General features: G+C 58.1%; 21 protein-coding genes. 3 read left to right on the top strand and 18 right to left on the bottom strand.

The window, feature by feature from the left end:
* Positions 1–10: 10 nt before the first annotated feature.
* The 6 genes from ABD796_RS10955 to ABD796_RS10930 all read right to left on the bottom strand — a co-directional run bounded on the left by ABD796_RS10955 (position 11) and on the right by ABD796_RS10930 (position 7,935).
* Entirely contained in the window at positions 11–565 is a 555-nt protein-coding gene (locus ABD796_RS10955) for a phosphatidylglycerophosphatase A family protein (RefSeq protein WP_344907297.1), read from the bottom strand.
* Positions 566–719: 154 nt separating this feature from the next.
* Complete coding sequence (locus ABD796_RS10950; protein WP_344907294.1) at positions 720–2,243, bottom strand: extracellular solute-binding protein; 1,524 nt, start codon at positions 2,241–2,243, stop codon at positions 720–722.
* Positions 2,236–3,114, bottom strand: a complete 879-nt coding sequence (locus ABD796_RS10945) for an ABC transporter ATP-binding protein (protein WP_344907290.1) — start codon at positions 3,112–3,114, stop codon at positions 2,236–2,238. The genes ABD796_RS10950 and ABD796_RS10945 overlap by 8 nt, the downstream gene beginning before the upstream one ends.
* 3 nt (positions 3,115–3,117) lie before the next feature.
* Positions 3,118–6,018, bottom strand: coding sequence for an ABC transporter permease (locus ABD796_RS10940; RefSeq protein WP_344907288.1), 2,901 nt, complete (start codon positions 6,016–6,018; stop codon positions 3,118–3,120).
* A 5-nt stretch (positions 6,019–6,023) separates the two neighbouring features.
* Entirely contained in the window at positions 6,024–7,109 is a 1,086-nt protein-coding gene (locus tag ABD796_RS10935; RefSeq protein WP_344907285.1) for an efflux RND transporter periplasmic adaptor subunit, read from the bottom strand.
* On the bottom strand, positions 7,069–7,935 hold the full coding sequence (locus tag ABD796_RS10930) for an ABC transporter ATP-binding protein (RefSeq protein ID WP_344907282.1): 867 nt from the start codon (positions 7,933–7,935) through the stop codon (positions 7,069–7,071). Before ABD796_RS10930 ends, ABD796_RS10935 begins: the two co-directional genes overlap by 41 nt.
* Before the next feature lie 413 nt (positions 7,936–8,348).
* Between ABD796_RS10930 and ABD796_RS10925 the strand changes: the two genes are divergently transcribed.
* The gene (locus ABD796_RS10925; RefSeq protein WP_344907279.1) at positions 8,349–8,525 is read left to right on the top strand and encodes a hypothetical protein; all 177 of its coding nucleotides are present in this window, start codon (positions 8,349–8,351) and stop codon (positions 8,523–8,525) included.
* A gap of 42 nt (positions 8,526–8,567) precedes the next feature.
* On the opposite strand, the gene ABD796_RS10920 is transcribed toward ABD796_RS10925, so the two are convergent.
* The 3 genes from ABD796_RS10920 to ABD796_RS10910 form a co-directional block, all read right to left on the bottom strand.
* Positions 8,568–8,747, bottom strand: coding sequence for an HAD family hydrolase (locus ABD796_RS10920; protein ID WP_379116170.1), 180 nt, complete (start codon positions 8,745–8,747; stop codon positions 8,568–8,570).
* 73 nt (positions 8,748–8,820) lie between these two features.
* On the bottom strand, positions 8,821–9,651 hold the full coding sequence (locus ABD796_RS10915; protein ID WP_344907276.1) for an amidohydrolase family protein: 831 nt from the start codon (positions 9,649–9,651) through the stop codon (positions 8,821–8,823).
* A gap of 2 nt (positions 9,652–9,653) precedes the next feature.
* Positions 9,654–11,525: an ADP-ribosylglycohydrolase family protein gene (locus tag ABD796_RS10910; protein WP_344907271.1), complete on the bottom strand. Its 1,872-nt coding sequence runs from the start codon at positions 11,523–11,525 to the stop codon at positions 9,654–9,656.
* A gap of 130 nt (positions 11,526–11,655) precedes the next feature.
* On the opposite strand from ABD796_RS10910, the gene ABD796_RS10905 reads away from it, so the two are divergent.
* A complete protein-coding gene (locus ABD796_RS10905; RefSeq protein WP_344907268.1) occupies positions 11,656–12,570 on the top strand; it encodes a helix-turn-helix domain-containing protein in 915 nt (304 codons plus the stop codon).
* Positions 12,571–12,743: 173 nt separating this feature from the next.
* Here ABD796_RS10905 and ABD796_RS10900 read toward each other — a convergent pair whose 3' ends face one another.
* A complete protein-coding gene (locus ABD796_RS10900; protein ID WP_344907265.1) occupies positions 12,744–14,378 on the bottom strand; it encodes a helix-turn-helix domain-containing protein in 1,635 nt (544 codons plus the stop codon).
* 277 nt (positions 14,379–14,655) lie between these two features.
* A complete protein-coding gene (locus ABD796_RS10895) occupies positions 14,656–15,207 on the bottom strand; it encodes a hypothetical protein (protein WP_344907262.1) in 552 nt (183 codons plus the stop codon).
* Positions 15,208–15,499: 292 nt separating this feature from the next.
* Here ABD796_RS10895 and ABD796_RS10890 point away from each other — a divergent pair, with 292 nt between their 5' ends.
* The gene (locus ABD796_RS10890; RefSeq protein WP_344907259.1) at positions 15,500–17,692 is read left to right on the top strand and encodes a family 78 glycoside hydrolase catalytic domain; all 2,193 of its coding nucleotides are present in this window, start codon (positions 15,500–15,502) and stop codon (positions 17,690–17,692) included.
* Positions 17,693–17,824: 132 nt separating this feature from the next.
* On the opposite strand, the gene ABD796_RS10885 is transcribed toward ABD796_RS10890, so the two are convergent.
* From ABD796_RS10885 to ABD796_RS10855, 7 genes are all read right to left on the bottom strand, one after another.
* Entirely contained in the window at positions 17,825–18,007 is a 183-nt protein-coding gene (locus ABD796_RS10885; protein ID WP_344907256.1) for a hypothetical protein, read from the bottom strand.
* Entirely contained in the window at positions 17,982–19,040 is a 1,059-nt protein-coding gene (locus ABD796_RS10880) for an RNA polymerase sigma factor (protein WP_344907253.1), read from the bottom strand. The genes ABD796_RS10885 and ABD796_RS10880 overlap by 26 nt, the downstream gene beginning before the upstream one ends.
* 364 nt (positions 19,041–19,404) lie before the next feature.
* Positions 19,405–21,054, bottom strand: a complete 1,650-nt coding sequence (locus tag ABD796_RS10875; protein WP_344907248.1) for a helix-turn-helix domain-containing protein — start codon at positions 21,052–21,054, stop codon at positions 19,405–19,407.
* A gap of 140 nt (positions 21,055–21,194) precedes the next feature.
* Entirely contained in the window at positions 21,195–22,196 is a 1,002-nt protein-coding gene (locus tag ABD796_RS10870; protein WP_344907245.1) for an ABC transporter substrate-binding protein, read from the bottom strand.
* 213 nt (positions 22,197–22,409) lie between these two features.
* Positions 22,410–23,099, bottom strand: a complete 690-nt coding sequence (locus ABD796_RS10865) for a hypothetical protein (protein ID WP_344907242.1) — start codon at positions 23,097–23,099, stop codon at positions 22,410–22,412.
* Positions 23,096–23,992 (bottom strand): ABC transporter ATP-binding protein, encoded by an 897-nt coding sequence (locus tag ABD796_RS10860; RefSeq protein ID WP_344907239.1) that lies wholly within the window; start codon positions 23,990–23,992, stop codon positions 23,096–23,098. Before ABD796_RS10860 ends, ABD796_RS10865 begins: the two co-directional genes overlap by 4 nt.
* Positions 23,989–24,360, bottom strand: a complete 372-nt coding sequence (locus ABD796_RS10855; protein ID WP_344907235.1) for a GntR family transcriptional regulator — start codon at positions 24,358–24,360, stop codon at positions 23,989–23,991. Before ABD796_RS10855 ends, ABD796_RS10860 begins: the two co-directional genes overlap by 4 nt.
* Positions 24,361–24,483 lie beyond the last annotated feature (123 nt).

Below are 24,483 nucleotides of genomic sequence, written 5' to 3'. Positions count from 1 at the left end.
CCCAATCCGTTTAAATCGCGGTTTCCTCACGTGCGGCGGCCGTTTGCGCCAACTGCTCGTCACGCTCCTCCTCGTCGCGCAGCCGATGCGCGATCCGGCTGGCCGCTGAAGCTGCGATGCTTGCTACGAGATCGTCCAGAAACGTGTGGACGCCTGTCCCGCTTTTCGTGTCGAGGCGTTTGATGATGCCGACCTTATGTTTGTCCAAATGGCCGAATGTCGTTACGGCAATGCTGCCATAGCCGAATACGGAGCCGAGGGCGAGCGTCTCGTCGCAGCCGAACAACCCTTCGTCGGTGGCGACGATCGATTGCAGCGGCTCGGACAGCATGTTCCGCTCGGCCAACTGGTCCAGCTCGATGCCGACAAGCAGAGCATGCTGCAGCTCGCGCTTCTCCAATACCGCATATACGCTTTCCAGACATTTATCCATTGTCAGGCCGGCATTGTACGGAGACTGCATTTCAAAGACGATCTGCGCGATATCGTCCAGCCCGACGCCGCGCTCTTCAAGCTTTCGGAACACGGCCTCCTTGACTTCCTTGCTGTGCACGCGCTTTGCCATAGCTTGTCTCCCCCTTGATGTCCGATTAGTTCCATTATAGCACGGTTCGGCTAGTCCGGCGGGATAATTCGATGCCAGGCGCGCGAAAAGCCGGTCCGCATCGCTGCGGCCGGCTTTTCAATCGTCTCAACTTACTTGGTTAAATCGGCTTTCGTTACCTGGGCATTGCCGACGCGGCGCCCATGCCGCCCGACATATCGATCTGGGCGTTCGGATTCTCCTTCAACTGCTTGAGCGCGGCATCACCGGCCGTCTGCCATTCCTTGAGCGCGTCGCGCACCGTGGACGTGCCGTCGATCGCTTTCTTGAAATATTGCATCCCCATTTGGTTCACTTGACCGATGTTCGGATATTGACGGTACAGTCTGCTCATTTCGCTCTCGATCGGCACCGGCTTAGTCGCATAGAACGCCTTGATGTTATACTGCAGGCCGTCGCGAGGCTGGATGTATTTGGTGCGGGACACGAGCTGGTTCACGCTCTTGGACTTCAATCTCGCCCAATCCTCGCCGTTGATGAACTTGATGAATTTCCAAGCGTCGTTCGGGTTTTGCGCCTTGGCATTGATCCCCATCAGCCCGTTCAAATACACGTTGCCGCCAATTCCCTTCGCTTCGGGGTGCGTCGGCATCGAGACAATGTCCCAATCGATCGGGGTATAGCCTTTAATGTTTTGCGCGTTTTTGTTCGCTTGGATCAGTTCATTCAAGGTATACTGCTGGCCGAGCGACATCGCCAGCTTGCCGCTCATGAACGGATTGCCCTGGAACGGGTTGTACGAACCGTTGTCCATGGCCGCGCGACGGAGCCCATCCATCTTGTTGTAATCGATCGGTTCCGGGAATATTTTTTCCTTGCTCAGTTGGATCATGGTCGACCATACTTTTTCCCAGCCATCGGAGTCGACCGTCATTTTGTCCGCCGTATCATTGAACATGCGCAGCTGAAGCGGCGCGGAGTAATTGTTCATTTCATAGAACAGGTTTTCCTTCGATCCGTAGCTGTACTGGCTGAACCCGAAACCATAGACGCGGTCTTCTCCATCGCCTTTGGAAACCCGGCGGGCCAGATCGAATATCTCATCCCAAGTCATGCCGTCCGTCGGATATTTGACGCCTGCATCATCGAACGGCTTCTTGTTGTACAACAGCACCTGCGAGGAGAACGTAGGCGCAAGAGCGAACAACTTGCCGTCCCCGGCGGACTTGAGGCCTTCTATGACGGCCGGGACGACATCGGACAGATCGAATTTGTCCTTCGTAATATTCGTGTCTAGCTGTTGAAGCATATTGTTCTGGATCAGGTCGGGAAGCTGTTCGAAATTCAACATAACGATGTCGGGCGGGTTCGCGCCGTTGATCAGCTCTTTCATTTTCTCGTTCGGATCTTCCGGCTTCTCGTTCTCAGGGTTGTTGCCGTACCGGTACCGGCCCGGGTCCATGGCCGAGACGATCTCGATCTTGATGTTCGGGTTGTTGTATTCGAAAATTTCGGTGAACTGCTGACGGAAATATTCGTCCTCTTCCCCATAATATTGGGTAGCGATTCGCAGCACCCGCTCCGTCTTGTCGTTGTCGCCGCTGCCTTTGTTGCAGGCCGCCAGCACCGGTACCGTCAAGGTAGCGATCAGCGTCAGGCCGCCTACGGTGCGCAACAATTTTGACTTTGGTTTAGTCATCTTTGGTTTCCCCCAATTGATTCGGTGATTTGATCGTAATCGTTTTGCCGTCGAATTCCATCGAAGCTTTGTTCGTAATGCCCAGCGCCTGCAAGTAATCCTTCGGGATCTGCAGCCGTCCTGCGCGGTCGAGGACGACGTACTCCTCGTGGCCTTCCTTCATGCTGACCCGTTCGTCCGCACCCAAGTTCGCATTGCGCTTGACAAACTCGGTGCTGGTCATCCCGTCGCGGATGGCGACGACACGATCCACCTTGCTGGCCAGCGACAAGTCATGGGTAACGATGACGATCGTTACGCCAATCTCCTTGTTGAGCCGGCGGAAAATATTCATAATCATATCCGACGTCTGCGTGTCGACCGAGCCGGTAGGCTCGTCGGCGAGCAGAAGGGACGGCCGGTTGGACAGCGAAATCGCGATAGCGACACGCTGCTGTTCACCCCCGGACAGCTGATACAGTTTGTTGTTCAGCCGCTCCTTCAGCCCGACCCATTCAAGCAGCTGTTTGGCGTAGGCACGGTCGATTTTGCCGTTAAGCATCATCGGCATTTCCACATTTTCCAGCGCGGTCAAATAGGGCAGCAGGTTGCGAGCATTGTTTTGCCAAATGAAGCCGACCGTCTTGCGTTTGTAGTCGACGAGCTGATCGTCGGTAATTTTCAGCAAATCCCAATCGCCGACGCGCACCTGCCCGGCAGACGGGCGGTCCAGCCCGCCCAAGATGTTGAGCAGGGTCGACTTCCCGCTGCCGCTGTTGCCGATGATCGCCATCATCTCGCCGGGATCTACGTGAATGTTCAGCCCTTGCAGCGCGACGACCTCGATTTCGTCGGTTTTGTAAATTTTGACGAGTCCTTCGCACGTGATCATCGGTTACCGCTCCTCTCCCAGCTTGACGGCCTGGTGAACCCTCAGCCGGCGGATGTGCAGCAGAAGCAGCGTCGCGCCGGTGACCAGCATGAACGCCACGACGCCGTACAACTGGTACATGTCTTTGGCTTCAAAGACGACCCGGAACGGCGGCACCTGGACCTTGGCGTTCTCGGCCGTTTGCAGGAATGGCAGGAACAGGTAGCTCGTCAGCTTGCCGATGGCGAAGCCGAGCACGATCGACAGACCGGCCGTAAACACTTGTTCGAGCAGCAGCATGCCTGTCAGCTGCCTGCGCGACAAGCCCATAGCGCGAAGCACCCCGAACTGCACGACCCGGCTGGACAAATTGAAAAACCAGTACAGCACGTAGCCGATCAGCGAGACGAGCACCGAAACGAGGAAGCCCAGACTCAGAATACCGAACACGCCGCCTCGCGACGGATGCTTGGCTTGCGTAATCAATTCGTTGCGCACGTCCTTGTAGCTGACAATCTGAATACCCTTCGCCTGTATCTCTTCAATGACCGGCGTCAGCTTCGCGCCTTCCTTCATCTTCAGCCACACTTCATACGGCGTGATCGGCGACTGATCGAATATGTAATCGAGATTGGCGATAAAGAACGGCGATTGCTCCGGATATTGCGATGGCCAGTAAGGCAAAATGCCAACCACAACGAACTCGACCATTTGCTGTTGAATAGCAATAGACAGCAGGTCGCCGGGCTTGAGCTGGTGTTTCTTGGCGAACGACTCCGGAATAATGACCGCCTGCTCGTACGAGCCGAGCAAGTTCAGATAGGCGCGCGGATGAGCCGGGAACAGATCGTTACGGAACCAGGCCACCTCGGCGAATTGGTCATTGTCGATGCCCATAACGGTTCCTTGACCGAGCGATTTGCCGGACACGACGATGTTCCCCTTCGTCTGAAGAACCCGTGCCGCGTGAGCGACGCCCTCCATCTCCCGGTACATTTGAAACGGCGGCTCGGTATAAAGCGTCTTCGAGTTTTGTTCTCCGCCCGGGTTGCCACCTGGATTGCCTCCTGGGTTACCACCCGGGTTGCCACCAGAACCGCCCTGCCCTCCTTGACCTCCCTGTCCGCCTTGGCCTCCCTGTCCGGCTTTCGGAGGAGTAAACTCCGAGTAGCCTTCCCAGGCGGTTTGCAGCACGACGTCGGTTCCGTATTGATACAACGTCCGTTCGGTCGAATTGAGATCGATCGTCCGCGCCGCCGAGGAATTGTACACGCCGAGCCCCAGCGTCAGGATAAGCAGCAGCATCAGCGGGTAATACGCCTTGGACGAGCGCGACAGCTGAGCGAGCGTCAAGTATATCGGCACCGGCAGAAACGTTTTGCCAAGCCAGTTGGCAAGCCGGAGCAGCCATGGAAATACGCGCAAAAAGAACAGCCCGAGGGCGAAAATCGATAAAGCCGGAACGAAAAACAGCAGCGGATGCACTTGCAACTGATCGTTCGATAATCCTGTCTTTGCAGATAAAACCTGGTAATTTTGGAACGAATAATAGCCGTAACCGACCAGGGCGATCAGCAAAATATCCAGAAACCAACGCTGCCAAACCGGCTTGCGGTCGGACCGGGCCAGCTTCTGCTTGTAGCTGACGATGGACGAGCGGGCGAACGATACGGCCGGAATGACGCTGGCCACGATCGCGAGCACGACGGCGGCGACTCCGTACAGCAGCGCCTCGCCGGTTACTCCGACCGGCACCGCCTTGCGGTCGACGAAGGCCAGAAAACCGTTCGACGAACCGATCCCTTTGGCCATCAGCCAGCCGATCATCGGTCCGATCACCATCGCGACGGCTCCGAGTATAAGCCCTTCCAGCAAATACACCCACACGATTTGACCGGTGCTTCCGCCCCGGCTGCGCAGCACGGCGATATCGCTGCGCTGGCGGTCCAGCGACTGGCGAGCGTTCATGACTATGTAATAAAACACCATGGCGATCATCGGCGCAGCTAGCGTGAACAGCATCATTTGCATTTGCAGGCTTTGCTTTTTAAACTCGTTAAGCATGTCTTTAAACGAGAAATCGACCTTCGTTTCCTTCAACTTCTGGTATAGCGTAATATCGAGCCGGTCGAGCTTGCGGGTCAGATCCGCCAATTGACTCGTCTTGATCTCCCGCAAATCGAACGCATAATACCAGTTGGCCAGATTGAGCGGAATTTTTTTCTGCTGGAGCAGGTCGTTCTGGAACACATCCTCATGGATGAGGAAGCTGTTCAGCAGTCCTTCGAAGCCCTGATACCAGTAAGCATCCTGCTCCTGCTTCGGCTTGAACGTGCCGACAACCTTCACCTTGAGCGGAGGAATGCCGAGCCCGCCCGTCAGCGGATAGTTGAATTCGTCGCCGACGCGAAAATCGTTGCGGTACATCGCCTCTTCCAGCACGAGGGCCTCGATGACCCCATTTTTCACCTGGTTCGAGAAGGTGGCACCAGTCGAGATGTCCACTTGATCGTCCAAGCCGCTCCAAGAAGAAATCGTCATTTGGCGCCGCTTGCTCGGATCCGTCTTGCTCGGATCGACCGGCGTTATCTGAGAGCTTCGTATCGAATACGTTCGCACTGCACTCATGACCGGGAAACCGATCTGCTTCGGAATATCCTCACGGATATAGGCGTCAACGTCCTTGAGCGATTCCAGATCGGCTTTGTCCGCGCCGACCGCCTGGTAGCGGATCAGCGTGGAGCCCGGCGGAAGCCCGTCCGTATTGTCCAGCAGCGTTTTGGCGACGACGCGCTTGAGCGAACCGTCGGAGTACATCGGGATGCTCGTCGTGAACGACACCGCCACGATCAGCCCTACGAGCGTGCTTAGCGTCATCCAGCGGTTGTTCCACATTTTGCGGTACAGAAATCGGAGCATTGGCATAGGCGTTATCTCCCCACCACTTTTTGCCCCGGCTGCAAGCCTTTGACAATTTCCACTTCCGTGGACGATTGCTGGCCGATTTCGACGTCAACCTCGCGTTTGTTCTTTTTCTCGTCAATCACCTGCACGTAATTGCGTCCGGAATAAGTACGCAAGGCAGCGGCCGGGATGACGACGGCATTCTCTTTGCGCTGGGCAATAACTGTAACGCTGAGCGGCGTTCCCCGGTTCAAGCCTTGCGGAAACGAATCGAGCTCGACGAGCAGGTAGTTCTCGATGGTGTCCTGCGTCTTCGGCTGTCCCGGCATATTGCCTCCGTTATTGTTGTTGTCCTTCTTCGGCAGCGGCAGCTGCTTCACCTTGCCCTTGTGCTGACCGGCGGAATTGATGTCGACGAGAACCTCCATGCCGAGCGCAACCTTCTTCAGATCGTCCGTGCTCAGGTCGGCCGCTACCGTCAGCTGGGTCAGGTCGGCGATGACCGCGATATCGTCGTAGGCCTTTGCGTTGTCGCCCTTCTTGACCGCGATGGAGACGATCGTGCCGCTGTAAGGCGCGACCAGCTTCGCTTTGGCGATCGTCTGCTCCAGCTTGGTCAGCTCTTCTTTCTTCAGCTCGAACTGGATTTTGGCTTGCTCCAGCTCTTCTGCGGATTGAGAGCCGTCGTTTTTGCGCAACGTCTCGATCATTTTCAGCTCTTCGCTGCGCTGCTGCAGCCGCTTCTGGCGCAAATCGCTTTCCAGGGTGGATACATCGAGCTCCGCGATCAGCTGACCGGCGGTGACGGCATCCCCCGTCTTCACATAAATGTCCTTGATTCTTCGCGAATCTTCATTGGTAAAGTAGAGAGTCTCCTCTTTGGTCGACATCAACCGTCCCGAGCCGCGCAACTTCGTTTCAAGCGTTGTCGTCTTGACCTCGTATTCGGGCTTCTCGGACATCTTCGGCGGAGTGATAGCCGGCAGCGTCTCTTCCTCGGCCTCCTTCGGCAGCAGCGAGCAGCCGGTGGCGGCAACCAGGGAAGCGGTCAACGCAATCGAGAGACAAGCTTTATGTAGTGATGAATTTTCCATCAACCATTTGATAGACATGGTCGGCTACCTCCAAAATCGTAGGGTCGTGGGTCGTCATGCAGATGGTCACCTGCTCCGTATCGATAATTTCCCGGAATACGGCCATGACCTGCGCCCCCATCTGCGAATCCAATTCGGCGGTCGGTTCGTCCGCCAACAGCAGCGTCGGCCGGTGAGCGATCGCCTTGGCGATGGCGACGCGTTGCTGCTCGCCCCCAGATAGCTCGAACGGCCGGTGATGCATCCGTTTGCTGAGGCCGACAAGCTCCAGGCAATGCTGAACGCGCGGCTTCCACTCCGAGCGCGGCACTCCCGCCATGCGAAGCGCCAGCTCGACGTTTTCCCAGGCGGACAGGAGCGGCATAAGCGCGAAAGACTGGAAAATAAATCCGATTCGTTTCCTTCTCACTTGCGTGCGCTTGTCGTCGTTCCACTGGTGAAACGGATGTCCCAGAAAAAAAATTTCGCCGCGGTTCGGCTGATCCAGCCCCCCGATCATGTTGAGCAGCGTCGTCTTGCCCGAGCCCGAGCGGCCCCGGAGCATGACGAGCCGATTCGGTTGCAGTTCCATGTCTATGCCCTTAAGCACATGAAGCTGCTGTCCGCCCACCTGAAAAGACCGTTCGACACCGCTCACGGTCAAAATCGGTTCGAGAACGGCCGATTCGTTGCGGTTCGGCTGCAAGATCGGCACCGGCGACGGCGTACGGACCACCGCTTCGACACCGGCGGCGCTTTCCGACAGCCCGCCTTCGACCGGCATGTCTCCCGCGTTTGCAGGCAGCGGTCCGGTCGGTGTTGTTTCCTTTTTTGTGTGTGCGGCGGAACGTTTCAGCCAACCCATCCCCTGACTCTCCCTCCCGTCATTCTTCGTTCATATTCAGTTCATATCCAATACACCCAAAGGTATAGACGAACGTTCGACGAAAAAAGTTACACGGTTTTCAACTTTTTTGCAAAACTTACCCTCACAAATAGACAAATAGGTACGGGGAACTACGACAAGATCAGACCGTCTGCGCTGCTTTCATAAGGAGTCCGCCCCTTGCGGGACAAGCGATCGGGTCCGTTTCGGGGCTTCCATGTCAGCTATTATTCTTTTCTAGTATACTATGGAAATTTTGGAATTTCAGCTATAAAGGATTAATATATTTGCATGAAAGGCAATCAGAATCGCCCAAAAATATTCCTAGTCATTTACTATGAAATGGGGTATACTTTAATCGAATGAACAACGCAGAAAAGGGGCCGGGCCTCATGAACAAAAAAAAGTGGATCACCTTTCCATTAATCGCTGTCGTCGCGGTCGTCATTGCCATATACGGTCAAAAAGAACGTCCGAGCGTGGTTGAAGCGAAGCCTTACGTTCCGCAGCCGCTGATCGTCCTGAACGGCGACTCCATCGTCTATAACGACGCTCCGGACTGCCACTGAAGTCCGAAATCAAAGAAGACGCCCCCGAGGGCGTCTTCTTTGTCATTTCCGGAACCCGATCACGGATTCGAATTGGTCGTACGAATCGATATAATAATCGGCCCCCGGTGTACGGTTTTGAAACAGACATGTACGGATACCGAGCTCGTTCGCCGGGATAATATCGATCTCCCTGTCGCCGATGGCCAGATCGATGTATTTTACCTTATAAGGGCAAAACACCAGAAAGCCCCTTCCGCCGTTAAGCGAAAGGAGCCTTCGTGCACAGGCTCGGCTCCGACGCCTGTAACCCTTGTTAATCTTCCAGCCCGTAAAAGCGCGCGGCGTTCAAGCCCCATACGCCGGCAAGCTCGGCAGCGCCCCACCCGGATGGGAGCAAACTGGCGGCCGTCTCGACCACCTCGTCGTACGAGGCCGAGATCAGGCAGACCGGCCAGTCGCTGCCGAACATAATCCGCTCCGGACCGAATGCGGCGAATATCGTCTCCGCATACGGCTTCCATAACTCGCTGGACCACTCCGTATCGCCCTGCTCCGGCACCATGCCGGACAGCTTGCACAGCATGCCCGGATAGGCGGCCAGCCGTTCGATCCCCGCTTTCCATTCGGCAAAAGCTTGGCCGTATACCGGCTTGGCGATATGATCGATAACCGCCCGCAGCTGCGGAACCTGCTCCATCAGCCGGGCCGCGCTGTCCAGCAGGTGGGGCCGCAGCTGCAAATCAAGCGGAAAACGTTCCTTCTCCAGCACCTTCATATGTCGGACGACCGGTTCCCGCAGCATCCAGTCCTTCGGCAAATCCTGAATCATCGGGCGCAAGCCGACGAACCGGGGGTGAAGGCGCATCCGTTCCAGCTCTGACGCAAAGTGCGGCGATTCAAAATCGATCCAGCCGACGACGCCGGCAATGGAAGAATGCGCTTCGCTCAAGGCGAGCAGGTAGCGCGTCTCCTCAACGGTCGGCGCCGCCTGGACGACGACTGTACGCGCGATGCCGTGACTGTGCAGCAGCGGCTCCAACTGCTCCGGCAGCCAGTCCCGATACAGCACGCCCGTGTCCGGCGTCAGCCAGCCGTAATCCCCGCGCTGCGGCTTCCAATAATGCTGGTGGGCGTCGATCCGCATCCTTACACGCCCCACTGCACGCCGGTCACGAAATAAAACGGTCCCGGCGAGCTCGTCTGCCGCGCCGATACCGGCAGCACATACACCTCCAGCGGTTTGCCGGAGCGCTTGGCCTCCACTTCGACTTCATGAACGCCGGCCGGCAGCGTAAGCTCGACAAGCTGCTTGCGCGGCGCCCGATGGAACGCCGGCATGAATTCCAGCGTCTCTTCGCAGGCGATAACGGTTTCTCCGTTCAGCTTGAGCGTAACCGGACCGTTAGCCGCGGCGATCAGCCTCAGCTCGCGCTCGCTCGGATTGTACAGCGTCGTGCTCGCCCGGTATACCCCGTCCTGTTGTTCGCCCACGCAACCCCAATCCAAACGGTTGCCGGCTATATAAGCCTCTTGTGGCAGTGCGCCGTCCGGCCCCGAGAACGTCCAGCGCGATGCGCGGACGAGCGTAAAGGCCACCCGCTGCTCCGACCAGAAGGAATTGTCGTGCGACCGCGTCCAGATCCATTCCAAACGGTTGCTGCTCTGCACCGTATCCGATGCTTCGATCTCTGCTGTCCAGTTCACGGTTTCCCCCGGCTGCAAGGCGACGGGCAGCTCCGTCGGCCCCTTCCAGCCTTGCGGCACAGCCAAGGCGAGCGTGCCTTCCAAAGCGACAAGCGAACGGTTCGTGAAGGCGAAGGCGACAACGGCCTGCTGCCCGGTTCCGATCGCCGGCCCGGCGTCGCCGTAATCGATGATCAGCTCCGCATCCGGACTGGCGATCGTGCCCTGCGGCAGCAAATAGCGGTTGGACGTCGGCTTCGTCTCCCACAAGCTCCGGATGGCGCTTTCGTCCACGATCGCGGCGTCGCGGCTCCATGAGGTGGGCAGTTCGGGATGCACCACAATGCCGGTATCGCACGCGGCCAATATTTGCTTGCCCATGCGGATCGTACGGCGGGTCAGCTCGTCTAGGTTTTTCGGAGCGGGGAATCCTTTGATCGGCGGGCTGACGACAACGCGATCCCCTACGGGAGCGACCCATTTCTCGGGCAGACCTTCCGGCCCGAGCAGCATGCCGAGTATGGCGCCAAGCGTTGCCGCGGTGCAATCCGTATCGTAGCCGCAGTTGACCGATTTCAGGATGGCGTCCTCGAAGCTTTCGCCGTACAGCCAGCCGAGAATAGTGAAGGCGATATTTTGCGGAGCGTCGGTAAAGTTGTCGTCGCCGTGATGCTCCAGAATCAGCTTGCGCGTTTCCGTCCAGCTATGCCCTTCCTTGTGCCAGCGGAGCAAATCTTTCAAGGCCAGCGCAGTCCGGCAATCGGCGGGAATGCAGCGCATGCCGATCTCGATCAGCCGGTCGCGATCTTTTTCCATGAAGATAGCGCTTTCCAAGGCGGCGAAGAACATCTCGCCGTATACCCCTTCGCCTCCGGCATGGTCGACGATCGCGTCCGCGTAAGCATAACGGGCCGCGACCTCTGGCGCGCCCGGCGCGACCATGGCCCATATTTCCGAACGGATCGGCGATCCCATGCAGTGGGTAAGCGGATTGTTGAACCAGCCCGCAACCGGCGGCAGCAGCCCGCGCCGCAGATTGGACAAAGCGTAGCCGTACTCGTCGAACGGAAAAAACACATGCTCCATCCACTCCTGTCCAAGCTGGGAAGCTGTCAGACCCGGACCATACTGCTCCAGGGCATGCAGCCAAACAAGCTGCAAGTCCAGATCGTCGTTTTCCAGCGGCCCGTCGGGCAGCTTCGGGTAAAAGGTCAGCTCGAGCAGCTCTTTCGTGCCTTCGACCGGGGCACCCAGCGTTCCCCCGATATTTTTGCCCAGCCAGCCGCCGTACACGATCCGATAATAGTCTTGCTCGTTCAATAGGCTTACGCTCATGCCGAACCCTCCTGCAATCGTTATAGAGATGTTATAATAAAGCCGTCACGATCATTATAGGAACGGCAGCGCCAGCAAACCATGAACACGAATGCGTTTTTTGGAATAAAAACATCGGAGGAAGCCATCCATGTACTACGCCATGTCCCGCCTGTCCATACTCGACGTGAAATGGGCGGACCTGCTCGACACGCAAACGAATACGAGCTTCCATCAGGATCATTACAACCCGTACTACGAGCTGATCGCAGCGGCGGAGGGAACGGTCAATCTGCGCGTCGGCGAAACCCGATTGACGCTGGGCATGGGGGATTCCATCTTGCTCAAGCCGTGGGAGTCGCACGGAGGGTGGGGGCCGGATCAGGCCAAGGGCAAGTTTTTCTGGGTGCAGTTCTCTTGCTCGCCCGGCATGAACGAATTCGTACTGAATCGCGCCTCCGATCTTAATATTGTCCATGCCGAGCGGACCGAGCTGCGGACCGTCGAAGTGAGCCACGAAGACCAGCTGATCCTTCCCCGCCGTTATCGCAACGGCAGCCGGTACAAGCTGCTTGACCGGTTCGAGCGGCTGGTCGATACGATGAATCGGCCGGAGGGGTATTTCCGCTTCCAGGCTACGCTGCTGCTGGCCGAGCTACTGCAGGGCATTGCGACCGAGTTTCTAGAGAAAAGCCACCTGGATACCGCTTTTCCGATGTCGTACATTACGTTTCGCAAGCTCGTCAACCTGTTGAACAACGCCTACGAGAAAGAGCTGACGAAAGAATGGCTGGAACGGTCGATCGACCGCAAGTACGAATATTTGTGCCAGGTGTTCAAAAAATACGCCGGGACGACCATCCATCATTACATCCAACAGCTGCGCGTTCAGCGGGCCCAGCATCTGCTGCTGCATTCGGACAAGAGCGTGAAGACGATCGCGCTTGAGGTCGGCTTCCACGAGCCGTTTTACTTCAGTCGTATTTTCAAAAAAATCTCTGGCATTTCGCCCCAGCATTACCGCGAAAACGGGCTGCGCCCGGTAGGAGGCTTTACTTCCGGCTAAGCTCCTCTTCTTCTCTATCGCTCCTTTCTCCGCGTGCCGCTGAAAGCGCCGGCTCCGCGACGTTTTAAGTTGCGATTCTCCTTCCGAAGCAAGAAAAAAACGGGCAGGAATAGGCACTCGATGTGCCCTTCCTCCCGTTGCCTATTCGCTTGATACTCCCTCGGCTTGCCCGATCAACGCTCCGACTGCTCGACCGCTTCGCGGTACGCTTCCGGCGTAAGCCCCGCATATGCCTGAAATGCAAGACCGAAGCGCGCCGCCCCGCCGCCGAATCCGGTCTGCTCCGCAATGGCCGCCATGTCGAGATCCGTCCCGCGCAGCAGCGACTTCGCTTTCTCCATGCGGTATTCCGTCAAATAGTCGAGCAGCTTGCGCCCGGTTTTGTATTGAAACACGGCGTTTGCGTGGTTGACGCTCATCTTCGCTTCGTCCGCAATGCGGCGAACCGTGATCGGCTCCATAAACCGCTTCATGATAAAGCGCTTCATATCTTTCACCGCCTGCTCGCAGACTGCCCGATGCTCGTCGAACAGCTGCCGCCGGGCGAGGGCGATCAGCGGATCGATCACGGTGCGGCTCTGCACCGGACCGGTCGCCGTATCAAGCTTGTTCCACAAACTGAGGAACAGCAAAATATGTCCGTTGACCGACTTTCCGCATTCCACGTAAACGCGCTGCAGCGCACTGGACAGCAGCAGCATGAACGGCTTGGCCTCGGAGTCCGGCAGCACCGCTTCGCTTGTGCCCAAATAACGCTTCAATAGCGCCTCCGTATCCGGGGTTTTGTCGGAAAACACCAGCCCGCGCATATCCCGCACCATCCGCTCCGCGCTCCCGGCAAGCTCGCGGCAGCGGTCGTCGCATTCGCCGAGCTGCTCGTCCGCCGCGACGACGCGCGTCCCGTCGCCGCACGAACCGGCTTCTAGCGATCGGACCGTCTCGGCGTACAGCCCAGCTACCCCGGACAAGGGACCCGGACGGCTGATGCCGACCGACAGCCCCGACCGCAGCGGCTCGCCGACGAGCTCCGCCGCTTCTCCGATCAGTTGGAGCAGGAGTTCCGTATCGGGATCTTCCGCCTCCCCGCCGGCAAGCATCGCCACGCCGCTGTCCGTCATCGGAACGGGCTGCGGCCAGCCCAGGTTCCCGCGGGCGGCGAACCGTTCCTCCAGCGCACGCGCGAGCCGGGCACTATCCGGCAGGCTCGTCTCCCCGGCGCTTCCGCCATCATCCGACTGCAGCAGGAGCACCCGGTAACGGCCGGCTGCCGGCAAATTCATGTCGCAGAACGCCAGCCGGCTGCGCAGCCGCTCCGCGGGCAAACCGTCCCAGAAGCCGAGAAACAGCTCGCGAAGCAGCCGTTCCCGGTGCAGCGGCAGCGATCGCTTCATCTCCCGGCGCAGCGCTTCCTCCCGCTCCGCCGCTTGCCTTTCGCGCGCCAGTCCGTCGGCAGCCGCCATGACCGCTTCCCGCAGTTCCTCTTCGCCGAACGGCGTCCATACACACTGCTCCGTCTCGAGACCGATATCCGATCGGCTTTCCTCAAACGCGTTCCGCTCGCCCATCAGCACCAGTTTTACCCCGGGATGCCGCTCGCGGATACGGCGTCCCAGCTCCCAACCGCCCATCGCCGTCAGCCGCATATCCGCCAGCACGATATCGGGACGGGAGCGTTCCGCTTCCTGAAGCGCTTCCAAACCATCGGAAAACGAGCCGGTCACCTGAAATCCGAGCGCCCTCCAATTCAATAAGCCGGCTACGCGTTCGCGGCTATTCGGGTTGCCGTCGACGATCAACAATGTATACATGCCGCACCTCACCTTTTTGTGTCGCTGCGTGACCCTTCCTTAAAGACAATTCTTTTGTGTTAACGATTCGACATCCGCGCGCAGATTCCTCCGGCAACAGCCGATTTTGTCAATGGGCCCGTCCGCATTCCCCGGCGCAATTTTACGCGGCCAAGCGGCTCTCCCCGTCCCCGCTCGGCCAGGGCTCACGCCAGAAGCCGGTAGACGACGACAGTTCTGTCGACGCCTGTGCTTAAAGACGGGCGTTGCCCCTCCGGGTGCGGACCGTATAGGATTGCTAGGCCAACCGCTCCAGCGCCGTTCGAAAATGCCGGAAGTCTGCCATCATGTAGTCGATTTTTTTCTCGACTTTGCGAACGGTTTCCGGATCGCCGCTGTCCATGATTTTATCCACGTAGCGGTCAAGCGTTTCTTTCAATTCGTGTATCCAAAGCATGTTGCGGGACGGCAGCAGCATATTCAGATCTTCGACAAACGCCTGCGACAGGAACACGACATCCGGAGCGTCCAGCCACCGGTCGACAGGGAAAAAGGGTGGTGTCTCGTCCTCCCGAAATTTCTGCCCCGGCACCTGCTCCCAGAACGCTTCCCAGTCGTGGAGCATGCCCGCCTCGTACAAAATATATTTCAAAAACCCGCACAGCCAGGCGGTGCAGCTCGTATTTCTTTTCTGGCACCCCGCGCCTTCCTTCAAAAATATACAGCTTTGGCAGCAGGACCCTCCGCTTGCGATACATACCTTGCAGACATGTCCCGCGCCAGCTCCGTCGAGAAAAGCGAGACCGAGCTCAATTACCTTTTGTTTTGTTGCAAATCGCAGCTTGCTCATCCACTCTCACCTTTCCTTGCCAGTAACCCGCGTTCTTCCTTATATGTATAGTATAGGACAGCCACACATTTTACAACGCAGATTCCGTATCGGGCGTCAACGGACCGGCGCGAGCCGATGGGCGGCGCGTTTCCGCTTGCGGACCAAACGTGTCAATTCGACGTGATTTTTTGGCATATTGACCAAGAAACCGCGACTCCCCTGCTATACACTGGGGGCAGGCGGCCCGAACCGCATGGTCTTACGCCGAACAAACCATGTACAAGAGAGATAATGGAGGCATGACTGAATCATGGAAAAACATTGGTCCGCATCCTGGATCACGGACGAGCCGTTCATCGGCTTGAAGCCGCTCGATCCGTATCGCAAGGAGCTGGCGCCCGGCGAAAGACCCCCTCATCGCGACGATTTGAAAAACCGCCATATGCTGGCGCGCAAAACGTTCGTGTCAAGCGGAGCGGCCGAATCGGCCATCCTCGACATTACGGCCGACGACTATTACAAGCTGTATGTGAACGGCCGGTTTGTCGGCCAAGGGCCGGCGCAAGAAAACCATTATCATTATTTTTACAACCGGTACGACATCGCCGCTTATTTGCGGGAAGGGCTCAACGTCATCGCCGTGCATGTGTATTACCAGGGGCTGATTTGCCGAGCCTACAACAGCGGGGACTATCGTCAAGGGTTAATTGCGGAGCTCGCCATCGACGAGCGGACGGTCGTAAGCACCGACGCGTCCTGGACGATCGCGCCGGCTTCGGAGTACGCGGACGGAGGCATTATCGGGTACAATACGCAGTATTTGGAGAACGTCGACAACCGGCTGAAGCGGGTCGGCTGGAAGGAGCCGGATTTCGACGACAGCGGCTGGAGCCATGCCCTTGAGCATATCGCCGACGATCATCGGCTGTTCCTTCAGCCTACTCCGCCTCTTGCCGTGTACGAGGTCGAGCCGGTTCAAGTGACGCCGCTCCCGAAGGAAGAAGGCTATTTGCTCGATTTCGGCGAGGAACGTACCGGACAGTTCCGCATGACCGCAAGCGGAGAAGCAGGCCAAACGATCGAAATCCGCTGCGGCGAGGAGCTGGCGAGCGATGGGCGGGTCCGGTACGCCATGCGCTGCAACTGCACGTACCGGGAGCTGTGGACGCTGTCCGGCGCCGACGTCGACGAGTTGGAGCTGTACGATTACAAGGCGTTCCGCTACGTTGAGGTGCTCCCGTCGCCCGGCGTTCGCGCCGATCCCGGCAGCTTCGCGGCCGTCGTCCGCCATTATCCGCTCGATGACGGCGCCCTGCGCTTCGCCAGCTCCGACCCGATGCTGGACGCCATCTGGTCCATTTGCAAAAACGGCGTGAAATACGGCTCCCAGGAAACGTATGTGGATTGTCCGTCCCGGGAGAAAGGGCAATACTTGGGCGACAATACGATTATCGCGCATGCCCATGCTTACGTGTCGGGTGACTTGCGCCTGTCCCGCAAGGCGCTGCTCGACTTCGCGCTGCTGTCCGCGCGCGTCTGCCCCGGTCTGATGGCCGTGGCGCCGGGGCATTTCATGCAGGAATTCGCCGATTATTCGCTGCAATACCCGATGCAGCTGCTGGAATATTACCGGCAATCCGGCGACGAGACGTTCGTGCGCCGCATGCTGCCGACCGCCGAACGGATGATCGGCTATTTCACCGGCTTCCGCCGCGAGGACGGCCTGATTTCCATCCGGGATAAGCCGAATCTCGTCGACTGGCCGAAGACGATGCGGGACGGATACGATTTCCCGCTCGATCCTCCCGTCGGTGAAGGCTGCCACAATGTGCTGAACGCGTTCTATTACGGAGCGATGCGCACGATGGATGACATCCGCCGCCAGCTCGGACTACCCGGCGATCCGTCCTACGATTTGCCCGGCTTCAAGCAATCGTTCCGGCGGGCGTTTCTGGATCCCCGCACGAACCGGTTCGTGGACGCGGAACGCTCGGCGCACAGTTCCTTGCACGCTAATGCATTTCCGCTGCTGTTCGGGCTGACGGAGCCAGCCGACCGGGCGGAGGCGATCGGACTCATTCGCGAAAAGCGGCTGAGCTGCGGGGTGTACGTCGCGTACTTCGTTCTGAAGGGGCTTGCCGAAGCCGGTGAGCACGAGCTCGTCTACGAGCTGATGCGCTCGGAGGATCTGCATTCGTGGAGCACGATGGTCAAAGAAGGCGCGACCGCCTGCTTCGAGGTATGGTCCAAAGACCTGAAGCCGAATACAAGCCTCTGCCACCCGTGGGCCAGCGCGCCGATTCCGCTTTTTATCGAAGAAATCGCCGGTATCAAGCCGGCCGCTCCGGGCTGGACGTCCGTGACGTTCGCGCCGCGGCTTCCGGCGTCGCTCGAGCGGGTAGAGCTGGAGTTTCGCGTGCCGACGGGCACGATCCGGTTCCGGTATGCGCACGGTCAGGCGGAGCTTGACGTTCCCGGGGGCGTTGCCGTCACAAGGCTATAGCCGAAGTATAGCCGAAGCCCCTTCAAATCGGATCGACTCAAATAGAAGTCTCCAGACCGTCGTAAAGACGGTACTGGAGACTTTGTCGTTCTTTCTACGGATTGTGTCATTCAGCCGGGGGCATGCACTCGATCAAAACCGGCCCGCCCCGCCCTTTCCCGGCACGACGGCTCGTGCGGCCAGACTTTTGCGGCACTCCTCGATCTTCAGATTGAGAAACATCGCTTGCAGCCGTATCAGATCCATTCTCGCTTCGTACTCCGTACCCGGCTTCGTCAGCCGCTTCGTGTCATAGTATACCGCGAACAAAGGCATCCTTCCTCTCCACATTGTGATAGGGTGTCGGCCATGCGGCCGTAAAGACGCGCCAGTCCGCGCTCAAGGCGGCGGTCAGGGCGGTATCGCGAACGTTCAATGTCCGAAGCAGGAGACTTCGCTCTTCATCGGCAAGCTCCCATAGATGCAGCTCCCCGGCCAGCAGTCGGGACAGCCGACCGGGCATCATACGCGCGAGCAGACTCGCTTCTGTCAACCGAAGGACGGCATCTTCCCAGGCAAATCGCATAAGCAGGAAGCTATCCATGACGAGCGGCTCGACGGTATGGCAGGCCGGCTTCATACCTTCCGCGAACTCCGCCGCATCGAATCGGACCGCCAAGTCTGGCGCATACAGGCCGCGGCTTTCGCGAAGCGTATCCGCGCCATTGCGGGCCAAGCGCATCGCCGCCTCCCGAGCGCCATCCCCTTCCGACGCATGCTGCGCCAAACGCGCTCCGTCCCGGGGAAAATACGGCTCCAGCGTCCGGGCCAGCGTGGTCCGCGCCTTATGCGCCCATTGATCGACCTGGTTGGGGCTGCAATGCATGTGCCGCGCCGTCTCCATCGCCGAACAACCTCTCCAATATCTCCATATGATTGCTTGGCGCTGATTATGCGGAAGCGCTCGTATCGCTTCTTCCAATATTTCCAGCTGCCCCGCATCAAACGGCTGCCCGGCCGGATCGGAATTCGTCCGGTCGAGCCAATCCTGAGCGGTCCCGGGCGGAATCGGGACCGGGTGCCTTTCCCTGAGCTTGTTCCTTGCCACATTCTGAACGACCTGGCATACCCAGGCGCGCAGCGCCCGGCCTTCGCCCAATCCGGGCCGGCAGCGCAGCAAGACGATCTCCAGCACCTTGGCGGCAATGTCCGCATAATCGTCCTGCCGTAGACGGCGGTTCCGGAGACGCGCTTCCCTGCCCGCCAAGTGTCTGACGATACCGGGCAGCCATTCCTGTCCGAATTGCGCCACGGCCTCCCCGTCATACCTTCCTTCGGATATGCATGCCAATAGCTCCTCGAAGTCCATAGCCGCCCTTCCTCCCCTTGCCGGCTGACGCGGCTTTTTTCCCCTTCATAAGGTATAATGTCTGGACACCGGTCAAATCTTATCGGTTTGGCCAACTATTTTTAACAAAATTGCAAACTTTACTATTGATAGTACCATAATACGAACAAATGTTCTATATTTCTATGCGAATAACTTCCATATCCGTCAACCCCCGCAGGCACGCCGCCGAACGAATCCGGCTGCTTGTAACGCTGCTTTCCCGCTCGGCTGCGCTGCCATAACGTACAAAGAAGCCTTTCGCACCCGTAGTCCATGGCGCGGAAGGCTTCTAATCGGAGCTAATGCGAAAAAATGACCGCAGTTTGGTGCCGCGTTCCGGCGGCTACGCCCTTTTCCCCGGTTCGGCCGAGGGGACGGCTAACAGCCTGACCATTTCGTCCAGATGGGTTTCCAGCGTAATCGGATCGTACGCCCCCCACTTCGGCTCGACCACGTAAGCGCGGCCGTTGCGGACGGCGGGCAGCTTCGTCCACAGCTCGCTGGCCGTGAAAGCACGAGCCCATTCCTTGGACGGCTCGTCGCGGGTAACGGCGAGGAACACCCGGTCCCCGGCATAGTCCGTCACGGCCTCGGCGTCGATTGCCGTCCAGCGAAACCGTTTGTGCCGCCCGATCAGGGTCTTGACCTTGTCCGGAGGAGCGAATTGCAGCGCCCGGTACAACGTATGCCCGAAATTATGCGCGCCGTACACGAACAGCTTGCGGTGCGCCCCGTCGTAGATGAACGCCGTGGCCGTCTCGCCTTCGCGAACATACGGGGACAGCGCCTCCCGGGTCTGCTTCGCCTTCGCCTCGTAGCGGCGGATCCAGCTTTTGGCCTCGCGCTGCTTGCCCAGCATGCCGCCGATCTTCGTCATCCTCGTGTAAATATCGTCAAACCAGTCGATCTCCATGGCCGGGGCCACCTTTCGGAGCTGTTCGGCCAGCTGCTTGGGCACATAGCTCGGGAACAGAATCAGATCCGGCTTCAGCTTCAGCAGCGCCTCCGCCTCCACCGGCTCTTCGATCCCCTCGACGTCGACGGCCTGAGGCCGGAACAGGTCCAGCACGCCGCGGCTGGCCGCCACCGGCTTGATGCCGAGCGACAACACTTCGCCCAAATACTGCAAGGACATAATTCGCGGCTGGCGCGCCTGGCTGTCCGCATATTGCCTGGGGGATACGCCCACCGTCTGCTTGAAGCGGCGGCTGAAATAATATTCGTCGCGAAAGCCCGCTCTGGCCGCCACGGCCTTCAACGTATGGCCCGGCAGCAGCAGCAGCTCCTTGGCGCGATGGATGCGCAGATCGGTCAAATAATCGATCGGCTTCGTCCCGGTCAGCGACTTGAACAGCGCATTGTATTGCCAACGGCCGATGCCCGCTTCCTCCGCCAGCTGCTCGATAGCAATATCCTCGTGCAGCGAGCGGTGCATGAAAGCAATCGAGCGCTCGACGGCTTGCAGCGCGTTGTCGCCCTCCGGCCGCGAACGGTTTTGCTCCGCCAGCCGGGCCAGTATGTCCTGCAACTGCGCATTCGCCCGGAACGACTCCCATTCTCCCGCGCAATGCCGCTTGCCGTACAACTCCTCCAGAAATTCGACCAGCCGGTAAAAGGGACGGAACTCCACTTCCCCGCGGCCCAGCAGCGCCTCCGCCGCCCTTTGCCGGTCCGCCTCCGACTCCCCCTCCGACAACGCTTCGAAATAAAGCCGGTACAGCTCCATGCCCCCGGCTCCCGCGTAATTCAACTCCGCAATCATCCCGGGCAGGAGCATGACGCAGGAACCCGCAAACAACGGAAGCCCGATCCCGTCGATCGAGATCGAGCCCTGACCCTTGACTACAGCAAGCAGACAGTACGTTCCGAGCAGTTCTTTGTCGCCTCTCGTCTCGCCTGCCATACAGGCCACCGCTTGAATGGCGGTCATTCGAAATAGCGGCGGACGGCGGGGGAATAGCGTCGGCGCACCCTCAAGCTCGTGTTCGTTCATCTCCTCGCCCCTTCGTTTTTTTATCCAATTGTAAATCATTCTCATTAAAACTCATTATAAGCGAATACGCATTAAAAAAGAAGCCTGTCTTTTCAACAAAGACAAGCTTCCCGGAAATGGCGCGGACCAAGCGTCCGGCATTATTTCATCAACAGCTTCGGCATTTCGTCAAGCAGCCAGTCGAGCGTGATCGGGTCGTAGAACGACCACTTGTTGCCGACAACGTAGGCTTTGCCGTCTTTTACGGCAGGAAGGTTTTTCCACACCGGCGAATTCAGCAATTCGTCGGCCGCTTTTTTCACATCCGGGTTCGCGTCGTTGACGACGATAAAAATCCGGTCCCCGGCATAATCCGCCAGCGTCTCCTCCGAGATCGTCTGCCAAAGCGCATCCTTATTGCTCTCGAACAGCTTCGCGGCTTTCTCCGGACGGACGAATCCAAGCGCGTTGTACATCGTCGAGCCGAGACGCTGATTTCCGTACACGTATATTTTCTTGTCCTGGAACAGCACGAACGCTGTCGCCGTCTCGCCCTGCTTGACGTAGGGCTTCAATTGGTCGCGCTTGTCCTGCGCCTTCTTGTTGTAGCGGGCGATCCATTCGTCCGCTTCCTTCGTTTTGCCCAACAGGTCGCCCATTTTCTTCAGCCGGTCGAACAAGTCGCCCGCATAGCTGAGCATGACGGTTGGAGCTATTTTGGACAGCGACTCGATGCTGTTCGCTTCGAGAAAATCCGGCACGAGAATCAGATCGGGATTAAGCGACAGCACCTTCTCCAGATTCGGGTTGACGCCCTGACCGGCAATATCTTCCGTCCCTTGCAGTTGTTCCTTGGTCAGCATCTGATTGGCCGTCGCGTAGTTCGTGCCGACCGCCTTCAAACCGAGCGCGACGGCTTCTGCCGGGAAATAATGGGCGATAACCCTTTCCGGCTTGGTCGGGATTGTCACCTCGCGTCCTTTATCGTCCTTGATGACGCGGGTAGCCGACTGAGGCGCCGCCTCCTTGCCTGTATCGTTTGCAGCTTTGCTTTCTTTGTTCTCCGACGACTGCGGCTGTTCGCTCTTCGTTCCGCAGGCGGCGAGCAGCGACAGCAGGACGATCGCGCCCAGCCAGACGGCCCATTTCGCTTTTCGTTGCACGGATGTTCCCCTCCATTATGATAGTGATTCTCATTTGCAGCACCACTACAGTGTAAGCTACTGTCTTTAGCGGCGGCAATGGATTTTTTGGCGGCAATGCTTGCATTATTTGGGGATGTGCGTTTCTGGCAACGACGCCCCGCATTGCGGCTTTGGGATCATAATGGAGAGGAAAAGGACGCTTAAAACCGCTTTATTGCAGGCTGTCTGCGACTAGATCGTGGTCCGGCGCAGCAGCGAATAAGAAACGAGCATATAGACGAGCGCGAGCGCGAACAGCCAAAGCGACAGCTGAACCATGCTATTGGCGGCAAACCAGGCAAATACCGTCCCCCACCAGCCGTAGTAGGTGCAAGCGAAGATGCCGACCGAGAAAAGCACCAGCATGACCAGCATGACGGACCAGAGGCCAAGCTTGCCGAACCGGCGAAAGACGCCGCTGATCACAAAACCGAGATAAAACATGTGCAGCAGCAATACGAAAGGCACCCATAGTCTTGCTAATGCGGGGCCGTCATTCAAGTAAGGAATGTCGAAGAAATGAAGGCCCACGCCCCATCCTGCGATCACATGCGTTTCCGTCATCCCGAGCAGCAGAAGCACTGCGGAGAAAACCGCGCTGATGCCGACCATCAGCAGCAGCGTCCCCCAGAAATAATCCTTTCTCCTGACGCTGAAGCCGAGCGCGAACGGGAACGTCTGACTAAGCGTGAGGATACCGATCACGAACATGTATACGTAAAGCGATGCGATCCCCCCCGTATAGATCACTTCCTCGCCGCGCAGCAGCAAGCCGATAATCAGATTGACCGCGAAGCTGATCATCATGATGATCCAGGGCAAATACAGAATCGACAGCTTGTCGCGCAGATGTATACGGATCACACCTTGAATCCGGTTCATACGAGCTCCTCCTCCTTATGTCCCGACTTTCTGCCGGTCAAATGCACGATCATCTGCTGCAGCGAAACAGGCGCGATCTCCAGACCGAGCGCCTCTGCCTGCTGCCGGTCTTTGCCGTACAAATTGCCCATAACCGTAGCCGTCGCGAACCCGCCGAACGTTCCGCGGTGGATCGTTTCTTTGTCCGATGCGAACGCATCGATCGATCCGACAGGACCGACGACCTGGAAAGCCCGCCCGCGCAAGACGTCGGCATCTTCGTCCAGCAGCAGCCTGCCGTTGTTGATCACAATAATATGCTCCAGCAGACGGCTGACCTCGTCGATCAAATGAGTCGAGAGCACGACGGTACGCGGATGGGCGGCATAGTCTTCCAGCAGCCGATCATAAAACAACGTTCTCGCTACGGCGTCAAGACCGAGATAAGGCTCGTCGAAAATCGTGAGCGGAGACCGGCTGGCCAAGCCGACGACGATGCCCGCGGCCGACAGCATCCCCCGCGACAGCTTCTTGATCCGCCGTTTGAGCGGAAGTCCGAAGTCGTCGATCAGCGACAGCGCGTACTCGCGGTCCCAATTCTCAAACAGCGAGCCGGCGATGTCCAGCACGTCTTCGACGTTGTAATTTTCCGGGTATTTCTGGCTTTCCTTCACGAAGCACAATCGGTTCAGTACATGGCGGTTCTCGTAAGGCGCTTCGCCGAAGACGAGCAATTCCCCGCTTGTAGGGAACAATTGGGCGGCGATCATGTGCATGATCGTCGTTTTGCCCGCTCCGTTCCGGCCGAGCAAGCCGTAAATTTTTTCCGATTCCATCGTGAAGCTGATATCCTGCACCGCTGTCACCGCTCCGTACTTTTTCGTTACCTTGTTCAATTTCACGATAGGGTTCATTGTCCGCCCTCTCCTCTCCGGATCATCTCTGCCAGCTGCTCTGCCGTTATGCCCAGCTTGCCGGCCTCGCGCACCATCGTCACGACATAATGCTCGTAAAACTGCTCCTTGCGCTTCTCGATCAACGCATCCCGCGCTCCCGTCGCCACGAACATCCCAATCCCCCGTTTCTTGTACAAAATGCCTTGATCCACCAACGTATTGACGCCTTTGGCCGCCGTGGCCGGATTGATCTGATAAAAAGCGGCGAACTGGTTCGTCGACGGTACCTGCGCTTCCTCCGGCAATCTGTCTGCGATTATGTCGTCCTCGATCCGTTCGGCAATTTGCACGAATATCGGGCGGCCGTCATCAATCGGAAAGTTCATATGACCACACCACCAAACTGGTTAATTACTTATGTAACTAACTATATGAGCTTAACGTTTCTTTGTCAACCTCTTCGTACAAAAGTTCCGCGCTCGCCAGCAAAGTTTGGTCGCCTTAACGAA

The sequence above is a fragment of the Paenibacillus hodogayensis genome, assembly GCF_039536325.1.
Lineage (GTDB): Bacteria > Bacillota > Bacilli > Paenibacillales > NBRC-103111 > Paenibacillus_AB > Paenibacillus_AB hodogayensis.
Note: the sequence above shows the minus strand (reverse complement) of the source record. Positions and strands in the feature narration are given on the sequence as shown.